This is a genomic window from Sporosarcina trichiuri, from assembly GCF_030406775.1.
Classification (GTDB): Bacteria; Bacillota; Bacilli; order Bacillales_A; family Planococcaceae; genus Sporosarcina; species Sporosarcina trichiuri.
Genome location: NZ_CP129119.1, coordinates 1919078 through 1935316, shown reverse-complemented (window position 1 = coordinate 1935316; position 16239 = coordinate 1919078). Strand labels below are relative to the sequence as shown.

At 52.9% G+C, this 16239-nt stretch carries 13 protein-coding genes and 2 pseudogenes; 11 read left to right on the top strand and 4 right to left on the bottom strand.

Annotated elements, in window-relative coordinates; translation table 11 throughout:
• Positions 1-20: 20 nt before the first annotated feature.
• Positions 21-1358, top strand: a complete 1338-nt coding sequence (locus tag QWT68_RS09920; RefSeq protein WP_290148173.1) for an ABC transporter substrate-binding protein — start codon at positions 21-23, stop codon at positions 1356-1358.
• Between the two features lie 24 nt (positions 1359-1382).
• Positions 1383-2138, top strand: a complete 756-nt coding sequence (locus QWT68_RS09915) for a glycerophosphodiester phosphodiesterase (RefSeq protein ID WP_290148172.1) — start codon at positions 1383-1385, stop codon at positions 2136-2138.
• Positions 2139-2353: 215 nt separating this feature from the next.
• Here the strand turns inward: QWT68_RS09915 and QWT68_RS09910 are convergent, their stop codons facing one another.
• Positions 2354-2887 (bottom strand): glycerol-3-phosphate responsive antiterminator, encoded by a 534-nt coding sequence (locus QWT68_RS09910; RefSeq protein WP_290148171.1) that lies wholly within the window; start codon positions 2885-2887, stop codon positions 2354-2356.
• A gap of 395 nt (positions 2888-3282) precedes the next feature.
• Here QWT68_RS09910 and QWT68_RS09905 point away from each other — a divergent pair, with 395 nt between their 5' ends.
• The 3 genes from QWT68_RS09905 to QWT68_RS09895 all read left to right on the top strand — a co-directional run bounded on the left by QWT68_RS09905 (position 3283) and on the right by QWT68_RS09895 (position 8705).
• Positions 3283-5301, top strand: a complete 2019-nt coding sequence (locus QWT68_RS09905) for an alpha/beta fold hydrolase (RefSeq protein ID WP_290148170.1) — start codon at positions 3283-3285, stop codon at positions 5299-5301.
• A 93-nt stretch (positions 5302-5394) separates the two neighbouring features.
• Complete coding sequence (glpK, locus tag QWT68_RS09900; RefSeq protein ID WP_431312221.1) at positions 5395-6873, top strand: glycerol kinase GlpK; 1479 nt, start codon at positions 5395-5397, stop codon at positions 6871-6873.
• Between the two features lie 179 nt (positions 6874-7052).
• On the top strand, positions 7053-8705 hold the full coding sequence (locus QWT68_RS09895; RefSeq protein WP_290148167.1) for a glycerol-3-phosphate dehydrogenase/oxidase: 1653 nt from the start codon (positions 7053-7055) through the stop codon (positions 8703-8705).
• 88 nt (positions 8706-8793) lie between these two features.
• Here the strand turns inward: QWT68_RS09895 and QWT68_RS09890 are convergent, their stop codons facing one another.
• The gene (locus QWT68_RS09890) at positions 8794-9513 is read right to left on the bottom strand and encodes a glycerophosphodiester phosphodiesterase (RefSeq protein ID WP_290148165.1); all 720 of its coding nucleotides are present in this window, start codon (positions 9511-9513) and stop codon (positions 8794-8796) included.
• Between the two features lie 24 nt (positions 9514-9537).
• Positions 9538-9951, bottom strand: a pseudogene (locus QWT68_RS09885) (extracellular solute-binding protein); the annotation flags it as partial.
• 343 nt (positions 9952-10294) lie between these two features.
• On the opposite strand from QWT68_RS09885, the gene QWT68_RS09880 reads away from it, so the two are divergent.
• Both QWT68_RS09880 and QWT68_RS09875 read left to right on the top strand, forming a co-directional pair.
• Positions 10295-11818 (top strand): YifB family Mg chelatase-like AAA ATPase, encoded by a 1524-nt coding sequence (locus tag QWT68_RS09880; RefSeq protein ID WP_290148163.1) that lies wholly within the window; start codon positions 10295-10297, stop codon positions 11816-11818.
• An 18-nt stretch (positions 11819-11836) separates the two neighbouring features.
• Positions 11837-12445, top strand: coding sequence for a transposase (locus QWT68_RS09875; RefSeq protein ID WP_290148162.1), 609 nt, complete (start codon positions 11837-11839; stop codon positions 12443-12445).
• 234 nt (positions 12446-12679) lie between these two features.
• Here the strand turns inward: QWT68_RS09875 and QWT68_RS09870 are convergent.
• Positions 12680-12892: pseudogene (locus tag QWT68_RS09870) on the bottom strand (transposase); the annotation flags it as partial.
• Positions 12893-13694: 802 nt separating this feature from the next.
• Here QWT68_RS09870 and QWT68_RS09865 point away from each other — a divergent pair.
• From QWT68_RS09865 to QWT68_RS09850, 4 genes are all read left to right on the top strand, one after another.
• A complete protein-coding gene (locus QWT68_RS09865; RefSeq protein ID WP_290148161.1) occupies positions 13695-13838 on the top strand; it encodes a hypothetical protein in 144 nt (47 codons plus the stop codon).
• A 115-nt stretch (positions 13839-13953) separates the two neighbouring features.
• Complete coding sequence (locus tag QWT68_RS09860; RefSeq protein WP_290148160.1) at positions 13954-14925, top strand: Rpn family recombination-promoting nuclease/putative transposase; 972 nt, start codon at positions 13954-13956, stop codon at positions 14923-14925.
• Between the two features lie 424 nt (positions 14926-15349).
• Positions 15350-15565, top strand: coding sequence for a hypothetical protein (locus QWT68_RS09855; protein ID WP_290148159.1), 216 nt, complete (start codon positions 15350-15352; stop codon positions 15563-15565).
• A 236-nt stretch (positions 15566-15801) separates the two neighbouring features.
• Positions 15802-16167 (top strand): hypothetical protein, encoded by a 366-nt coding sequence (locus tag QWT68_RS09850; RefSeq protein WP_290148157.1) that lies wholly within the window; start codon positions 15802-15804, stop codon positions 16165-16167.
• The last annotated feature ends 72 nt before the right edge of the window (positions 16168-16239 follow it).

Below are 16239 nucleotides of genomic sequence, written 5' to 3'. Positions count from 1 at the left end.
CGGACCGGAGGAATGGACAAATGAAAAAACCTACAATCCTTTTGACACTGATGACGTTGCTGGTGCTGCTATTGGCCGCCTGCAACTCGGAAAAAGAAGCGTCCCCAAAAACGACAGGTGAGGCAGACGAGCCGGCCGGGAAAACGGAAGTCGTGTTCTGGCATGCGATGAGCGGGAAGCTCGAGGAAGTCATCGATCAGCTCGTTGCGGATTTCAATGACCAGCAGGACGATATCGAGGTGAAAGCTGTGTTCCAGGGGTCCTATGAAGAATCCATCACGAAATTCAACACGGTAGCCGGAACAGAAGATGCCCCGACCATCATGCAGGTGTTTGAAGTGGGTACGAAGTACATGATGGATTCCGGAAAGATCCAGCCGGTCCAGAAATTCATCGATGCCGAGAACTATGACACGGGGAAATGGGAGAAGAACATCACGGATTATTACAACGTGGACGGAGTACAGTACTCGATGCCGTTCAACTCCTCCACACCGGTCCTGATCTATAACAAGGATGCGTTCAAAGACGCAGGTCTCGACCCTGAGGCCCCTCCGGCGACGTACGAGGAACTGAAAAAAGCGGCGGATGCCCTGACTTCCAAAGAGCAGTACGGCTTCTCCATCCTGAACTATGGGTGGTTCATCGAAGAATTGATTGCTGCGCAGGGCGGGCTGTTCGTCAATGAAGAGAACGGACGTGCAGGCGATGCCACGGAAGCGGTCTTCAACGGAAAAGAAGGGCAGGAAGTCTTTGGATTGATCAGCAGCATGTACAAAGACGGCACTTTCTACAATTCGGGTCAAAACTGGGATGATATCCGTGCGGCCTTCCAATCTGGCAAAATTGCGATGTACCTGGATTCCTCCGCAGGCGTCCGGGATGTTGTGGAACAGTCGTCATTCGATGTCGGAACGGGCTACTTGCCAGTCCCTGAAGCGAGCGATTGGGAAGGCGTCGTCATCGGCGGTGCATCGCTATGGATGGCGAACGAAATCGAGGAGTCCGAGCAGCAGGCGGCATGGGAATTCATGAAGTACCTGGCATCGCCGGAAGTCCAGGCGACGTGGCATGTGAATACCGGTTACTTCGCCATCAACACGGACGCCTATGAGCAGGACATCGTTAAAACCGAGTGGGAAAAGTACCCGCAGCTGAAAGTTACAGTCGATCAGCTCAGCGATACGAAGACATCCGTCGCGACACAAGGCGCACTTATATCCGTGTTCCCGGAAACACGTCAGAAAGTCGTCAGTGCCATGGAGAGTCTCTACCAGGGAACTGACCCGAAGGAGGCACTGGATCAGGCAGCTAAAGCAACGGACGACGCGCTTGAAATGGCCAACCGGAAAAAATAGCTGACTGGAAAGGAAGCGAGCGAAATGCCAGTACCTCTGATTTTCGGCCACCGCGGAGCCAGCGGCGCCTTCCCTGAGAATACAATGATTGCATTCGAAGAAGCCAGGAACGCCGGGGCAGCAGGCATCGAACTGGATGTCCAACTGACAAAAGACGGTCAAGCCGTCGTCATCCATGACGAAACGCTGCAGCGCACGACCAACGGAACTGGAGAGGTACAGGACTTCACGCTGGCGCAGCTCAAAAAACTGGATGCGGGGAGCTGGTTCGCCACTACCTATTCGCAAGAGAGGATTCCGTCTCTCGAAGAGGTGCTCCAGTGGATGAACAGAGACGGCAACAATCTGCGCCTCAATATCGAATTGAAGAATGATATCATCCCGTACGATGGTCTTGAGGAGAAAGTGCTGGCTCTGATTGCAGCGTATGATGCCGAGGAACGGATCATCCTGTCTTCGTTCAACCCCGACAGTCTGAAACGGGTACGGATGCTGAATCCTACAATCGAAATCGGCTACTTGATCGCGGGGGTGCCTGACCTGGCGGTGGAGACCGCCATCCGGATAGGTGCTGATGCCATCCACTGCCAGACGGAATATGCCCTGTCCCGGTATGCAGGGAAAGCCGGACAAGCAGGTCTTCCGCTGCGCATCTATACCGTCAACCGGCCGGATGTCCTGATGCGTCTGTCCGAAGCGGGTGTTGACACGGTGATGACGGATGAGCCGGGACTTCTTAAGGGGGTGCCTGTGCATCACACAATTCGGAAACTATTCTGAATTGTGTCTGAATTTTGTGGTGCACAGGCACCCAGCAAATCAATTGCATTGATTAGATCGGCATAGACATGGTTAGGTGCCGTGAGTAAGTATTTTCTAAAAGCATCACTAATATTGACCGAAATAGGCCCCTTTGCCTTTTCGGCGAGAGGGTGTTGGATTGGCGCTGTATGGGACACGGCTGCGCAGTTTCGCCTGACCCTGGTGGTAGGTCTTCACCACAACTCCCGGTTGGATGTCGTGACGGCGTAGGCGGAATTGTTGAGGGCGTTGTCGACGTCCTGCTGGGTGCGGATGAGGCCGCCTGCGATGATCGGGATACCTGTTTCGTCGTAGATTTCTTTGACGATGCCCGGGATGACGCCGGGCAGGATTTCGATGTAGTCGGGTTGGATCTTTTTGCAGATGTTGAGGTTATGGCTGAGCGCGTGGCTGTCGAGTGCGAACAGACGCTGGATGCCGAGGATGCGGTGCTTCTTGGCGAATGCGATCACGTTCGCTTTTGTAGAGATGATGCCGTCCACTTTGACGTTATGGATCAGGTATTCAAGACCATATTCGTCCACTTTCAGACCTTGTACGAGGTCTGCGTGGATAAGCACTTTTTTTCCAAGCTGCTTCGCGTGTTTGACGGTGCTTTCCAGTTGGGACAGCCGGGTTTCCAGGAAGATAATCAGTTCGTGGTCGGTTTTCAGCACAGCGTCGAAATCTTTCATGTTGCGGATGGCGGGTATGATTTTTTTGCCCATGTCGGTACTCCTCACTCTTTGGTGTTTGTCGGATCGGAATGTTCTCCGACTATCCTACCACAAGTGGGGCGCGGAGCAGAACCTCGATGTGAGAGGGACAAAGCATTGATAGTTCTGAAAATAGATGGTTGACAACGCTTTCATGGAATCGTATACTCATGGTAAGTTAATAGCTCGTGATGAGATGAGGAGACACATTGCCTTCCCCAGGAATTCGCCTGGGGATGTTCGATGTGTCTTTTTTTCGTTCGCTATGACACGATCTGGCTGGGGGGGGTTCATTGGAAGGATGGGGCCTTTGTTGTTTACTGGGTATCCATCCGATGACGCAGACGTATGCTTTACGAGGCAGACTGAAGTGGGATTGAAAAAAACGGGGAATGAGGGGGATGTATATGAACAGAGGTAAGAAACCGGTCATTTGGCTGATCGTCTCGGTGGTTTTGATATTGATAGGCAGTGTGGCGGCTTCCCGATTCAATAATTCGGGAGGAGATGTCGACGTTTCGCGTATTTATTTCGACACACCTCGCGGGGAACTGTCGGGTCTGCTGTACAAGCCGGACGGGGCGGATCAGACACCGCGGCCGACGCTTGTCGCGACGCACGGTTATTTGAATTCAGGGGAGATGCAGGATGCGCAGGCGATCGAGATGTCCAAACGGGGCTATGTCGTCTTGGCACTGGACCAGTATGACCATGGACATTCGACAGGCACGATGGAGAAGCCGGTGCCGTTCTTCTCGTTTTGGCCGCACGCCATCTATGACGCTGTCCAATATATGTACGATCAGGAGTATGTGCTGAAAGATGCGGATGGGAACGGGATCATTGCGGTTTCGGGCCATTCGATGGGCGGGTTCTCCTCGACGAATGCGGTGGTTTTGGACGAGGCGGACTTCGCTGAGTCGGGAGTCCGGAAGATTTACGCATCTCTCACAATGGGATCGGATTATCAATGGCTGAAAACGATGGGACTCACTGATGAGGACATCAATAAGGCATATGGTCCGCGGCCGTCCGGGAAAGTGGCTGGTCAGTACGATGAGTTCTTCTTCAATGCGGATGACGCAGTGCCGGGGCAATCGGTCGTGAAGAAGGATTATGTGGCGACAGCGGAAGGTAAGGGCTTCCTCGGCAATCCGGAGAAAGCCGAAGCGGGGGAAGTCTATGATGTCGACGGCGGCAAACGGGTGATCTACCAGCCGAACGAGACACATCCGTGGAACCATTTCTCGAAGGAATCGACAGGGGATGCGATCGGTTTCTACGATATGGCATTTGCCGAGTACGGGGATCTTGTGGAAGTCGGGGAGACCGGGCAGTCGTGGGTGTTCAAGGAATACGCGTCGTTTGTCGCGATGATCGGATTCTTCCTGCTGTTCATCCCGCTCATCGTGCTGCTGTCGCGACTGCCGTTCTTCAAGAAGGTTCACACGGCGAAGGCACTGCCGCTCGCTGAACCGAAGACGGATGGTTCGAAATTGACGAGATACTTGCTTCTCGTCTTCGGAAGTCTGTATCCTGCTTTGTTCTTCACTTCGCTGTATGGCGGTGACGTGACGGGGATGCGTCTGTTGCGGCAAGTGAGCATGATTTTCATAGCTCTGTCGGCGATTGTGCTCATCTATTCATTCGCAAGGAACGCCAGCAAAAATGCTAAAACCGGCTCCCTTCTTCTTTTGGTGCTGAGCGTCATCCAATATATGCTGTTGAGAAGTCAGGATAAGTTCCTTGAAACGACTCCGTTCTTCGGAGCGCCTACCGTCAATCCGATTGTCTACTGGGCGCTGAATGTTGCGGTCGTCCTGCTGATGGTGACGGTCTGCTATCATTACGTGTCCAAGAAGTCGGAAGGTGCGACACTTGCGAACTACGGTGTGAAGGCAAGCGTAACGGCGATAGTCGCTGCGTTTGTGACAGCTGCGGTCGCGGCTGCCGTCGGGTTCGGCATCCTGTTTGCAGTGGATGCGCTGTTCGGTGTGGACTTCCGTCTCTGGACCGTTGCCGTCAAGACGTTTGAATGGCATCATGTCGTCGCTCTGCTGAAATACGCACCGCTGTTCTTCGTGTACTATTTCGTCGTCGGCATATCGGTCAATGTGAACACTTCAGGTGAGCGGTACGATGGGGCGGGAGGGTATGTCATTTCAATCCTTCACTTTGTCGGCGGTTTGGTGCTGTACCTGATCTATCAGTACGGATTGCTGTTCGTGACGGGGACGGCAGGCTATCCAGGGGAATCGCTGTCTTCGATCATCGTGATCGGGCTTGTGCCGATGCTCGCGATTGCAGCGGTCTTCAACCGGTACTTGTTCCGCGTGACGGGCAATGTCTACGTCGGCGCGTTCCTGAACACGTTGGTCATGACGATGATCACAATCGCCAATACAGCGCTTTACACGATATTCTAACCCCGCAGATGAGGAGTCAGGGACACGGGGACCCGGCCTCCTGTCTCGGGCGTCATTTTGCAACAGGCGGAGGTAAACGGAGTGGAACACTATATGTTATCGCTGGATCAGGGGACGACCAGTTCACGTGCCATCTTGTTTGACACGCATGGGCAGGTCGTCGAAACGGCACAGCAGGAATTTGAGCAATTCTTCCCCCAGCCGGGCTGGGTGGAACAGGATGCGAACGAAATCTGGAACTCGATCTTGACCTGCATCGCGGAAGTGCTGCGGAAAGCGGATGTACTTCCCGGGCAGATCGCAGGGATCGGAATCACCAACCAACGGGAGACGGCTGTCGTCTGGGAGAAGGGCAGCGGTCATCCTGTCCATCGGGCGATCGTCTGGCAGTCCCGGCAGACGGAGGGTATTTGCGAACAGCTGCGTGAAGACGGGTATAGTGAGCTGTTTGCCGAGAAGACCGGGCTGCTGATCGATCCATACTTCTCGGGCACGAAAGTGAAATGGATCCTTGACCATGTCGAAGGGGCGCGGGAGAAGGCGGATGCCGGGGAACTGCTGTTCGGGACGATCGATACGTGGCTCGTCTATAAGCTGACAGGCGGCCGGACGCATATTACGGATTACTCGAATGCGTCACGCACCCTGCTGTTCAATATCCAGGAATTGAAGTGGGACGACGAGCTGCTGGCGATCCTGGCGGTGCCTGCGAGCATGCTGCCTGACGTGAGGCCGTCGTCTGAAATCTACGCGTATGCGGAAGGTTATCCGTTCACAGGACACCGGATCCCGATTGCGAGTGTGATCGGTGATCAGCAGGCGGCTCTGTTCGGGCAGGCGTGTTTCGAGCGGGGGATGGCGAAGACGACATACGGGACCGGCAGCTTCATGCTCATGAATACGGGAGAGAACTGTGTGCGGTCGAACCACGGGCTGCTGACGACGATCGCCTGGTCGGTCGGCGGGACGGTGACGTATGCGCTGGAAGGCAGTAATTTCGTTGCCGGCTCGGCCGTCCAATGGCTGCGCGACGGGCTTCGGATGTTCGAGAAAGCTTCGGATAGTGAAGGGTATGCACGGAAAGTCGCTTCCTCGGACGGTGTGTACGTCGTCCCGGCATTCGTCGGGCTCGGCACGCCATATTGGGACAGCGATGCCCGCGGTGCCGTCTTCGGTGTGACGCGCGGGACGACGAAGGAGCATTTCATCCGCGCGACGCTTGAAGCACTGGCCTATCAGACGAAGGATGTGCTGGAAGTGATGACGGCAGACTCAGGGATCGGCTTGTCGTCGCTGCGCGTGGACGGTGGTGCGGTCTCGAATGATTTCCTCATGCAGTTCCAGAGCGATATGCTGGATGTCCCGGTCGATCGGCCGGTCGTCAGTGAAATCACGGCGCTCGGTGCCGCATTCTTAGCGGGGCTCGCTATCGGCTACTGGGCAAATCAGCAGGAGATCGCTGAGAAATGGCAAGGTGAGACGACGTTCCGCAGTACGTTTTCAGACGGCGAGCGGGACCGGTTGTATGCCGGATGGAAAAAAGCGGTGGCGGCCACCCAAGCATTCAAGTGAACCATTGGAGTGAAGGGGCGTCGCTGTCATCGGCATGCGGATTATGATATGCTGAAAGCAAGTTAATAACTTTGGTAGAGAACCTGAGAGACCACGACACTCCATTTTCCGTCATCGGAATGGGGCTGATTCGTGGTCTCTTTTTCTATTCACAATTTATAGACGGGAGCGGATGGAGCATGAGATTTTCAAATGGGAACCGATCGGAATGGAAGGAAGAGCTGGGGAAGGGTGCGTTTGACGTACTGGTGATCGGCGGCGGGATCACGGGCGCGGGGATTGCGCTCGATGCGGCAACAAGAGGGCTGCGGGTGGCGGTTGTGGAAATGCAGGACTTCGCGTCCGGCACGTCGAGCAGGTCGACGAAACTGGTGCACGGCGGATTGCGCTATTTGAAGCAGCTGGAAGTGAAGATGGTGGCGGAAGTCGGGAAAGAACGTGAAATCGTCTATCAGAACGGTCCGCACATTACGACGCCCGAGTGGATGCTGCTGCCGTTCTACAAAGGCGGGACGTTCGGTCCGTTCACGACGAATCTGGCATTGCGGGTCTATGACTTCCTGGCAGGCGTCAAAAAGAGTGAACGGCGGAAGATGTTCAAACCTGCGGCAGCGGCTGCCCATGAACCGCTGTTGAAGCAAGAAGGGCTGAAGGGCGCAGGGTATTATGTGGAGTACAAGACGGATGATGCGCGTCTGACCATTGAAGTGATGAAGAAAGCGGTGGAAGAAGGCGCGGTCGCATTGAATTACATGAAAGTGACAGACCTTCTCTATGAAAACGGCAAAGTGGCAGGTGCCCGGGTCGAAGATCTGACGGACGGCAGCACGCTGGAAGTGAGAGCGCTGAAAGTCGTCAACGCGGCGGGCCCGTGGGTGGATACACTGCGGGAAATGGACGGGTCCAAGAAAGGGAAGTCCCTGCAACTGACAAAAGGGATCCATCTGGTCTTCGATGGTCAGCGGTTTCCGCTGCGGCAGGCGATCTACTTTGACGGCCCGGACGGACGGATGATCTTTGCGATCCCGCGGGAAGGGAAAACCTATGTCGGCACGACGGATACTGTCTACCAAGGCGACATCGCCCATCCGGAAGTGACGGTGGAGGACCGAGCGTACATTTTGCAGGCGATCGGCTTCATGTTCCCATCGGTGAAGATCGGGCCGGCCGATGTGGAATCGAGCTGGGCGGGGGTGCGTCCGCTCATTCATGAAGATGGGAAATCCCCATCTGAAATTTCGCGGAAAGACGAACTGTTCCTGTCGGAGTCGGGACTCATCTCGATTGCGGGAGGGAAGTTGACCGGGTATCGGAAAATGGCCGAACAGGTCCTGGGTGTTGTGGTCAAGCAGCTAGAGAAGGAGCACGGCAGACAGTACCCCGGTTCCCGGACGAAACACCTTCCGATTTCAGGGGGGCAGGTAGGAGGAGCGGAAGGCTTCCCTTCATTCATTGCGGAGAAAGTCGAGCGGGGAACGAAACTGGGAATTCCGGAGAAACTGACGGAGAAGCTTGTGCGGCGATACGGATCGAATGTCGATTCCGTCTTCTCCAACTATGAAGAGGGGAAACAGGCCGCGGCAGCCGCGGATTTGGATCCGGTAGTCTACGCGGAGCTCCGATATTCCATTGACCACGAACTTGTCTGCCGGCCAATCGACTTTTTCATCCGGCGGACGGGTGCTGTGTACTTTGATATCTCCTGGGTAAGAAGGCATCAGGAAGCGGTCTTCTGTTTCTTGGAAGAGGAGTTCGAGTGGACGGATGCTCAGGCGGGGCGGTACCGGATGGAGCTGGAAGAGTCGATCCGGGAAGCGGCTCATATCGGATAAGGGACAGCGGGAAGTGAAAAGGTACCTGTGCAGCACACAACTTAGACACGATTCTGAATCGTGTCTGAATTGTGAGGCGCACAGGTACCTATTTAAGTAAAGCGGGGTGGTCGGTCATGAAGGTGTCGATGCCTGCTTTGGTGAGACGTTCCAGTTCGTCACGCTCGTTGACGGTGTAGACGCGCAGCGGGAAGCCAGCTTGTTTGGCTTCTTCCGCATACGGGGACAGGGCGTATGCTGGCTGGCAGTGGATGGCGTCAGCACCGATTTCTGTGGTGAGCTCCACTGCGTAGTCCGCTTTGCCGATGACCAAGTAGCCGGTCTCGATGGTCGGGTTCAGTGCCCGGACCTGTTTGAGGCTGAGCGGATTGAACGAGGCCAGGATGATCCGGTCCTCGATTTGGTACGTGTCGATGAGCGCGAGCACTTTTAGTTCGAGCCCTTTGTACTGGGTGACATCGTTCTTCAATTCGATATTGACCGTAATGGAATTGCCGTCTTCGGTCATCCATTGCAGCAGTTCGTTGAGCGTCGGGATCCTCTCGTCGGAAAAGGAGGGGGCGACCCAGCTGCCGGCGTCCAGTTTCTTGAGCTGCGGCAGTGTGTGATCCTGGACGTAGCCCATTCCGTCTGTCGTGCGGTCCACGGTTTCGTCGTGGATGATGACGACTTGGCCATCCTTTGACAGCTGGACGTCCAATTCGATGCCGGCTGCTCCGGCTTTGCGGGCTTCTTCGAACGCTCGCATCGTATTTTCAGGAAAGGCCCCGCTTGCTCCGCGGTGGGCGTAGATGAGGGGTGCTGTCATCCCGTTTGCCTCCTTTACTGTGCTTCATTTTTTGCGGTTGGCCATTTCCAGTGCGTCATTCGTCGCTTTGGCGGCCTGGTCGAGCGCTTCTTTCGGATTCGTTCCCTGATAGAGGCTCTCCATGGCGTTGACGACTTTCTGACGGGTTTCCGGGAATACCGAGATCAGGGCGCCTTGTGTTGCGATGGATGTCTTCGTATCCCCGAGCTGGTCGACGGTGACTTTTAGTTGTGGGTACTTTTCCCACTCGGATTTGACGATGTCCTGATCATACGCGTCGGTGTTAATGGCGAAGTAGCCGGTATTGACGTGCCAGGTCGCCTGGACTTCCGGTGAAGTCAGGTACTTCATGAATTCCCAGGCGGCCTGCTGCTGGGCGTCTTCGATGCCGTTCGCCATCCATAGTGAGGCTCCGCCGATAACGACGCCTTCCCATTCATTGTTCGGTGACCTGTGCACCACACAACTCAGACACAATTCTGTGAATTGGTGAATGAGTGAAAGAGAGATCGCTGTCCCTCCGGGGGTGGCGGTCTCTTTTTCTGTTGTTGGAGGACAGCGTGCGAATTACCGCTAGACTATAAAATGACCAAAATCCTGTTTTGCCCCTGTTTCAGTTACCAAACTTCAAGTTTGGCCAGGTATCGAATACGCTTCATCCTGCAAAGCCGCATAGGGGCTGGATTTTACAGGTATCAAGTTGTTACACAATTCCAGAATGCGCTTTTGTCCTGTCCTCCCTTCTCCGCTATACTCAAGGCATAGAGAAGGGATGAGAGCGATGGATGTGCTGAGTGTCGGACTGGAAGGGATGAAGGGGCATGTCGTGCGCGTGGAGGCGAAAGTGCGCTCGGATAAGGAGCAGTTCGTGATTGTCGGGCTGCCGGATGCGTCCATCAAGGAGTCGAAGGAGCGGGTGCTGAGCTGCCTGCATGCGCTCGATGTCGACCTGGATATGAAGAAGGTGACGGTACATCTGTCACCGGCGGATAAGCGGAAGACGGGGACGGGATATGATGCAGCGATGCTAGTAGCGGTGTTACGGGACGTGCTGGATGAGCCGATCCCGTTCGATGAACAGACGTGCATCCTCGCGTCCCTGTCGCTTGACGGGCGGCTGGAACCGTTCCACGGGCTGATCCCGGCGATCCAGCAGGCTGTGCAGCTCGGGTTCAAGCGGATCCTTCTGCCGCCGGTGGATGTCCGCCAGCTCGGTGACAGCCTGCCGGCGGAGCTCGTGACGCTTTCCGACACCCGCCAGCTGCTGGACTACTTGCGCGGACAGCTCGTCTTGGAGACGGCGGCGGTGCAGGTGATGGAGGACCGGAGTGACGCGGCGCGGACAGATGAGCCATCGACCGATTTCTCCGCTGTCCGTGGACACCATGACGTCAAGCGGGCGCTCGAGATTGCGGCGGCTGGCGGCCATCACGTGCTGATGACAGGACCGCCGGGCTGCGGGAAAAGCATGCTGGCAGATGCATTTCCCGGCATTTTGCCGGATCTGCCGAATGATGAAATGCTTGAGGTCTACAGTGTCTACCACCTGGCGAAAGAGAGCCGCGGCTTCTCGGTCCGCCCGCCGTACCGCTCGCCGCATCATTCGGCGTCTGCAATTTCGCTTGTCGGCGGCGGGACGTATCCGAAGCCGGGAGAGATTTCTCTTGCCCATCGCGGCGTGCTGTTCCTGGATGAGCTCGGCGAGTTCTCCCGCAAGACGCTCGACATGCTGCGGCAGCCGATGGAGAGCGGTGAGGTGACGATCAGCCGTGTTCGCCAGTCTGTGACCTATCCTGCCTCGTTCCTGCTGCTTGCCGCTACGAATCCGTGTCCGTGCGGCTACTTCGGTTCCTCCGAACGCTACTGCACGTGCACGCCCCAGCAGATTCGCGCCTACCAGCTGAAAGCATCCGGCCCATTGCTCGACCGGCTCGACTTCGTGCTGACGCTGAAGAGTGTCGGCTTGCAGGTAGACACACCAGCCGAGACGTCCGCCGCCATCCGGGAGCGGGTCACCCGCGCACATGCGCGCCAGCGGACACGATACGGAGGTGCTGGCCTGAATGGCACAGTCCCCGGCAGCCGACTGCTTGCCGAAAGCGGCCTGTCTGATGCGCAGTTCGACCGTATCGGCACCATCTGTTTCGAAAAGAAATGGAGCAACCGGACGCAAGTGAAGCTTATCCGGCTCGCCCGGACAATCGCCGATCTGGCAGGTACCGACACTATATCCGAAGAAGCGATCCAGGAAGCCGTCCATTGGAAACGGCTCGCTGCCATCGCCCAGCAGCCAAGTCTCACATGACAGAAGAAAGAGAAGGAGGTGAGCCCGATCCGACTCCGCACACGCACGTGGCGGCCCGGCGCCTGGTTCCACGTCATCATGCGCGGCAACAACCGCATGAACGTCTACAACACGGACATGGACAAATACCACCTCATGCGCTGTCTGGCCGACGCCCGGATCCGCTACGACTTCACGATGATCGCCTACTGCATCATGTCCAACCACTTCCACTTCCTGCTCAAATCCGAAGACGACCTCAGCAAGATCATGCGGCTCATCAACCGCCGCTACACCGATTACTATTCCAAGAAATACAAGCACGTCGGCCGCATCTACCAATCCCGCTACTTCGCCAAAACCGTCGAGAGTCCAAGTGCCCTCCTCATGGTCAGCCGCTACATCCACCGCAACCCCATCGAAACCAAAGTCCCCATGGTCACTGAACTCGCCGCTTACCCGCACAGCTCATTTCCGTTCTATATGAAGGATACAACACCGCCCGACTACCTGAATACTGAATTTCTCCCCGGCTGCCTGCCAGCAGCCTATGATGCGTCTCAGGAAGGATATGTCACGTATTGCCTGCAGACGATCGAAGAGCAGGAGGATATGATTCTGGCGGCATGGTTGAAGGATATGGAGTGAGGAGTTATTTGAATCTGTTGTACGTAAAAGCCGCCTGTCAGCATGGTGCCTTCTTAGGCAGCTTACAGGCGGCTTTTTTAAGTCTTGGGTATAAGGTGAAGAGTTCAAGACCATTTGTTAGACATATTTGATAGCAACGGCTGGACACTACCCAGCAACATTCCTATAAGTAGATTTACGCTGTCCACCAGCAACAGAATTGTGTCTGAGTTGTGTGATGCACAGGTCACCGTACAGACTAAGGAGCTCCTGCTCCGCAGCCGTCCGGTTGTCTTTCTCCCGGAACGAACCAGAGGTTTGCGACTGTTTCACCCACTTGTCGAAAGCAGAAGGCGTCAAGTCATATTCGTGAAGGATGTCCGCTCTCGATTTACCATTTTCATAAAGTTGTACCATCTGTTTTTTGAACTCTTGGGTATAGGTTCGTCTCGCTCTCTTCTCGGTCATTGTAGATCGCCCCGTTTCTGTTAGTTGTATTCTACAAGACCTTATTTTTTCTATCCAACTCAGTGTAGCCTATTCAGTTGAAGAAATATTAATGGAGAGCACTTTTTATGTTCAGACTCTAATCATTGGAGTGACACAACAAAAGCCACTTCCTTGTCTAGGATAGTGGCTTTAGTTTATGCATTACTGGCAGCCATGCTTCTCGCAAGTGACTGATATATTCGGGGGCAGGTATGACTTCTGCATGCTGCGTATTTACTTTCATGCTGTTCTCATCAACAGTTGCAGCATGTTCGTAAATTCTTCATAACAGCTTTTCTAATTGAGACCATAACCGCAGGGTTGAGTCTTCAATATCCTGCCAAGAAATTTCATCAGCATATACCAATTGTTTCTGATAGCGTCTCCACATCTGTTCAGATTCACTGCTTTGAAAGACTTCGCTCAATGTTTGTGTCTCATCCCTCAACTCAGACACAATTCTGTGAATTGATGAATGAGTGAAAGAGAGATTGCTGGCCGTCCGGGGATGGCGGTCTCTTTTTCTGTTGCTGGAGGGCAGCGTCAATCTACTGATAGGAATGTTGCTGGATGGTGTCCAGCCGTTGCCAGCAAATATGTCCAGCAAATCTGTATGTTGACCTGTGCATCACAAGACCCAAGGGATTGAGAGTATGCTCCCTTCCTTCGCTTCCTGTATGAAAAACGAGTCGAAGTGTACAACCTGCTTACTGGCGTCCGGGAAGACGAGAAACTGCCGAGATATACGGTGCCTGGACTGGTTCGAACGAAGGCCATCTACATGAGTGACCTGATTGCCAAGCTGACCGCAGAATTCAGCGAGGAAAAGTACATCACCCAGCGGGAGAACGTCGAAGCCGCACTCATCGAGTATTTGAAGAAATACGGTTTTAAACAGGAAGTGGAATCGCTGCTAAGGAAGTGACGAGCTGCAAAGCCAACTCTTTCCGTTTAGCCTTTTTGTTTAATGGCAATTACTTAGTTTGAATTGTATAATAAAAAAAAGATCATAACTATAATATGCTGAGGCGGGATTGCACTTGAAGATACAGAATCCGCACGATAAGTTTTTCAAAGAGATCTTGGGGAATGTGACAGTCGCTAAAGACTTTCTTCACCATTACTTACCGCAGAATATTATGCAAGTTATCGACGTGAATACGCTGGAACCGCATAAAGACAGCTTCATCAACGAAGACCTACAAGAGAGTTTCTCGGATCTGTTATTCAAAGTAGACATTAATCAAAAAGAAGGTTTCATCTATTTCCTTTTTGAACACAAAAGCTACTCGAGCAAAGAAACAGCATTCCAGCTCTTGAAATACATGATCGAGATATGGGAAGCTAAAATGAAGAAGGAAGAAGCAAATGAGCTGCCGATGATTATTCCGTTGGTCATTTATCACGGGAAGAATAACTGGAACGTGAAAACCCAGCTTGGAGATATGATTAAGGGATATCATAAACTTCCGTCAGATATACAAGGCTACATCCCAAACTTCGAATACCTGATGTATGACATCACCAGATATTCAGATGAAGAAATCAAAGGGCATGCGCAACTTCGAATCTTGCTGACGATATTCCGCGACATTTTTACGAAAGATAGCAATGGCCTGCGGGAATCGATCCATCAGTCAGTCTCCTACTTGCGAGAATTAGAAGATAAACAGACGGGACTGGAATATCTTGAGACTCTGATGCGGTATATTTTCAGTGCAGGCAAAAACCTGACGAGGAAAGACATGTACAAAATTATTGAACAAATCGATACGACATATCCAGAAGGGAGTGAAATTGCGATGACACTGGCTGATATGTTTCGAGGCGAAGGGAAAGAAGAAGGAATTTTGAAAGGGATTGAGCGCGGCTTAGAACTTGGTGCAAAGCAAGGGAAATTGGAAGTCGCAAGAAATGCCCTAAAAGAAGGAATGCAAATTGATGTGATTGCAAATCTAACCGGATTATCAAAAAGAGAAATTGAAAAGATAGCTGAAGAAATGCAGAACTGAATTAGAATGTGCGGCGACCTGTGCATCATACAAATCAGATACATTTCTGTGAATTGGTGAATGAGTGAAAGAGAGATCGCTGTCCCTTCGGGGATGGTGATCTCTTTTTCTGTTGCTTGAGGACAGCGTGCGAATTACCGCTATACGGCAAAATGACCAGATTCCCGTTTTGCCCCTGTTTCTGTTGCCGAAGTTCAAGTTCGGACAAATACCGAGTTTGCCGCAACCTGCAAAGCCGTATAGCGACCAGCTTTTACGAGTGGTGTATTGTGATACACTTCCAGAATGCGGTTTTGTACTGTCCTTCCTTCTCCGCTATACTCATGGCTTGGAGAAGGGATGAGAGCGATGGATGTGCTGAGTGTCGTTTGTTTGGTGACCTGTGCATCGTTCAAATTAGACAGGATTCTGAATAGTATCTAAATTGTGTGTTGCACAGGTCAACGAACACGTCGGAATGGCGAACGGGGAATTGGCGGACTACGCCATATTCCTAGCGGAGCATATCTACATCGTCGCCATCGTCTGGCTTCCGTATGTCTGGCTGCTGTTCGACATCTTCCGCATCCCGGCACTCGTCGATCATGCGAACCATCAGACGGAGCGGGCGATCTTGGCTGCGATGTCGCAGGGGGAGTGATCGATTGACGTCTGTCCAGTTTTTATAACCAGAAGGACAAGTGGTGATCTATTTCCAAGGGCTGAAAAATCCATTTGAAGTCATGTTGTGACGAAGAATTCGTATTATCCTAGAATACTGAACTCTGAATATTGATGGGGAGAATTAAGAAGGATTGTAAGATTATAATGTTTTAATTCTTCTGTATACTTAATGAGATAAAAATGTTAGTATGAATAAAAAGTAGGAGGGTCTATATGCGTGGTATTCTGGAATTCATAAGTAAAATTTTCAGTGGTGTAGAACCGCTATATTGGTTCAAATCCTATTTCTTCAGTGCCGTCTTAATGATTCTGTGCTTGACAAATGTAACTGACGAAATGGTGGGCTACATGCCTGCCTACATTATTATTTGCGGTATCTTTTTCCCGTTAGCTTCTATTGTCTGGGACGATCTCGTTGTCAACACATTAGGCGGCGGTCCAGTATTGGCTATGCCGATCGTTATTCTACTGTTGTGGAAGTTACTGAAACTCTTCCTATTATTCTTTTTAACTCCTCTGTTGGCTCCGATCGGAGTCATTTACATCTATGTGAGTAACGGACATCATCGGGAAGCATAGAATAGAGAGATGTCTACATTGGTGAGGTGACTTACGCGTCGTACCAATCAGATATAATTTCATTGAATTGTA

What these genes read in the sequence shown, in the direction of transcription:
- QWT68_RS09920 (WP_290148173.1), top strand. Translation starts at nt 21, where the DNA reads ATGAAAAAACCTACAATCCTTTTGACACTGATGACGTTGCTGGTGCTG.
- QWT68_RS09915 (WP_290148172.1), top strand. Translation starts at nt 1,383, where the DNA reads ATGCCAGTACCTCTGATTTTCGGCCACCGCGGAGCCAGCGGCGCCTTC.
- QWT68_RS09910 (WP_290148171.1), bottom strand. Translation starts at nt 2,887, where the DNA reads ATGGGCAAAAAAATCATACCCGCCATCCGCAACATGAAAGATTTCGAC.
- QWT68_RS09905 (WP_290148170.1), top strand. Translation starts at nt 3,283, where the DNA reads ATGAACAGAGGTAAGAAACCGGTCATTTGGCTGATCGTCTCGGTGGTT.
- glpK (WP_431312221.1), top strand. Translation starts at nt 5,395, where the DNA reads ATGTTATCGCTGGATCAGGGGACGACCAGTTCACGTGCCATCTTGTTT.
- QWT68_RS09895 (WP_290148167.1), top strand. Translation starts at nt 7,053, where the DNA reads ATGAGATTTTCAAATGGGAACCGATCGGAATGGAAGGAAGAGCTGGGG.
- QWT68_RS09890 (WP_290148165.1), bottom strand. Translation starts at nt 9,513, where the DNA reads ATGACAGCACCCCTCATCTACGCCCACCGCGGAGCAAGCGGGGCCTTT.
- QWT68_RS09880 (WP_290148163.1), top strand. Translation starts at nt 10,295, where the DNA reads ATGGATGTGCTGAGTGTCGGACTGGAAGGGATGAAGGGGCATGTCGTG.
- QWT68_RS09865 (WP_290148161.1), top strand. Translation starts at nt 13,695, where the DNA reads ATGAGTGACCTGATTGCCAAGCTGACCGCAGAATTCAGCGAGGAAAAG.
- QWT68_RS09850 (WP_290148157.1), top strand. Translation starts at nt 15,802, where the DNA reads ATGCGTGGTATTCTGGAATTCATAAGTAAAATTTTCAGTGGTGTAGAA.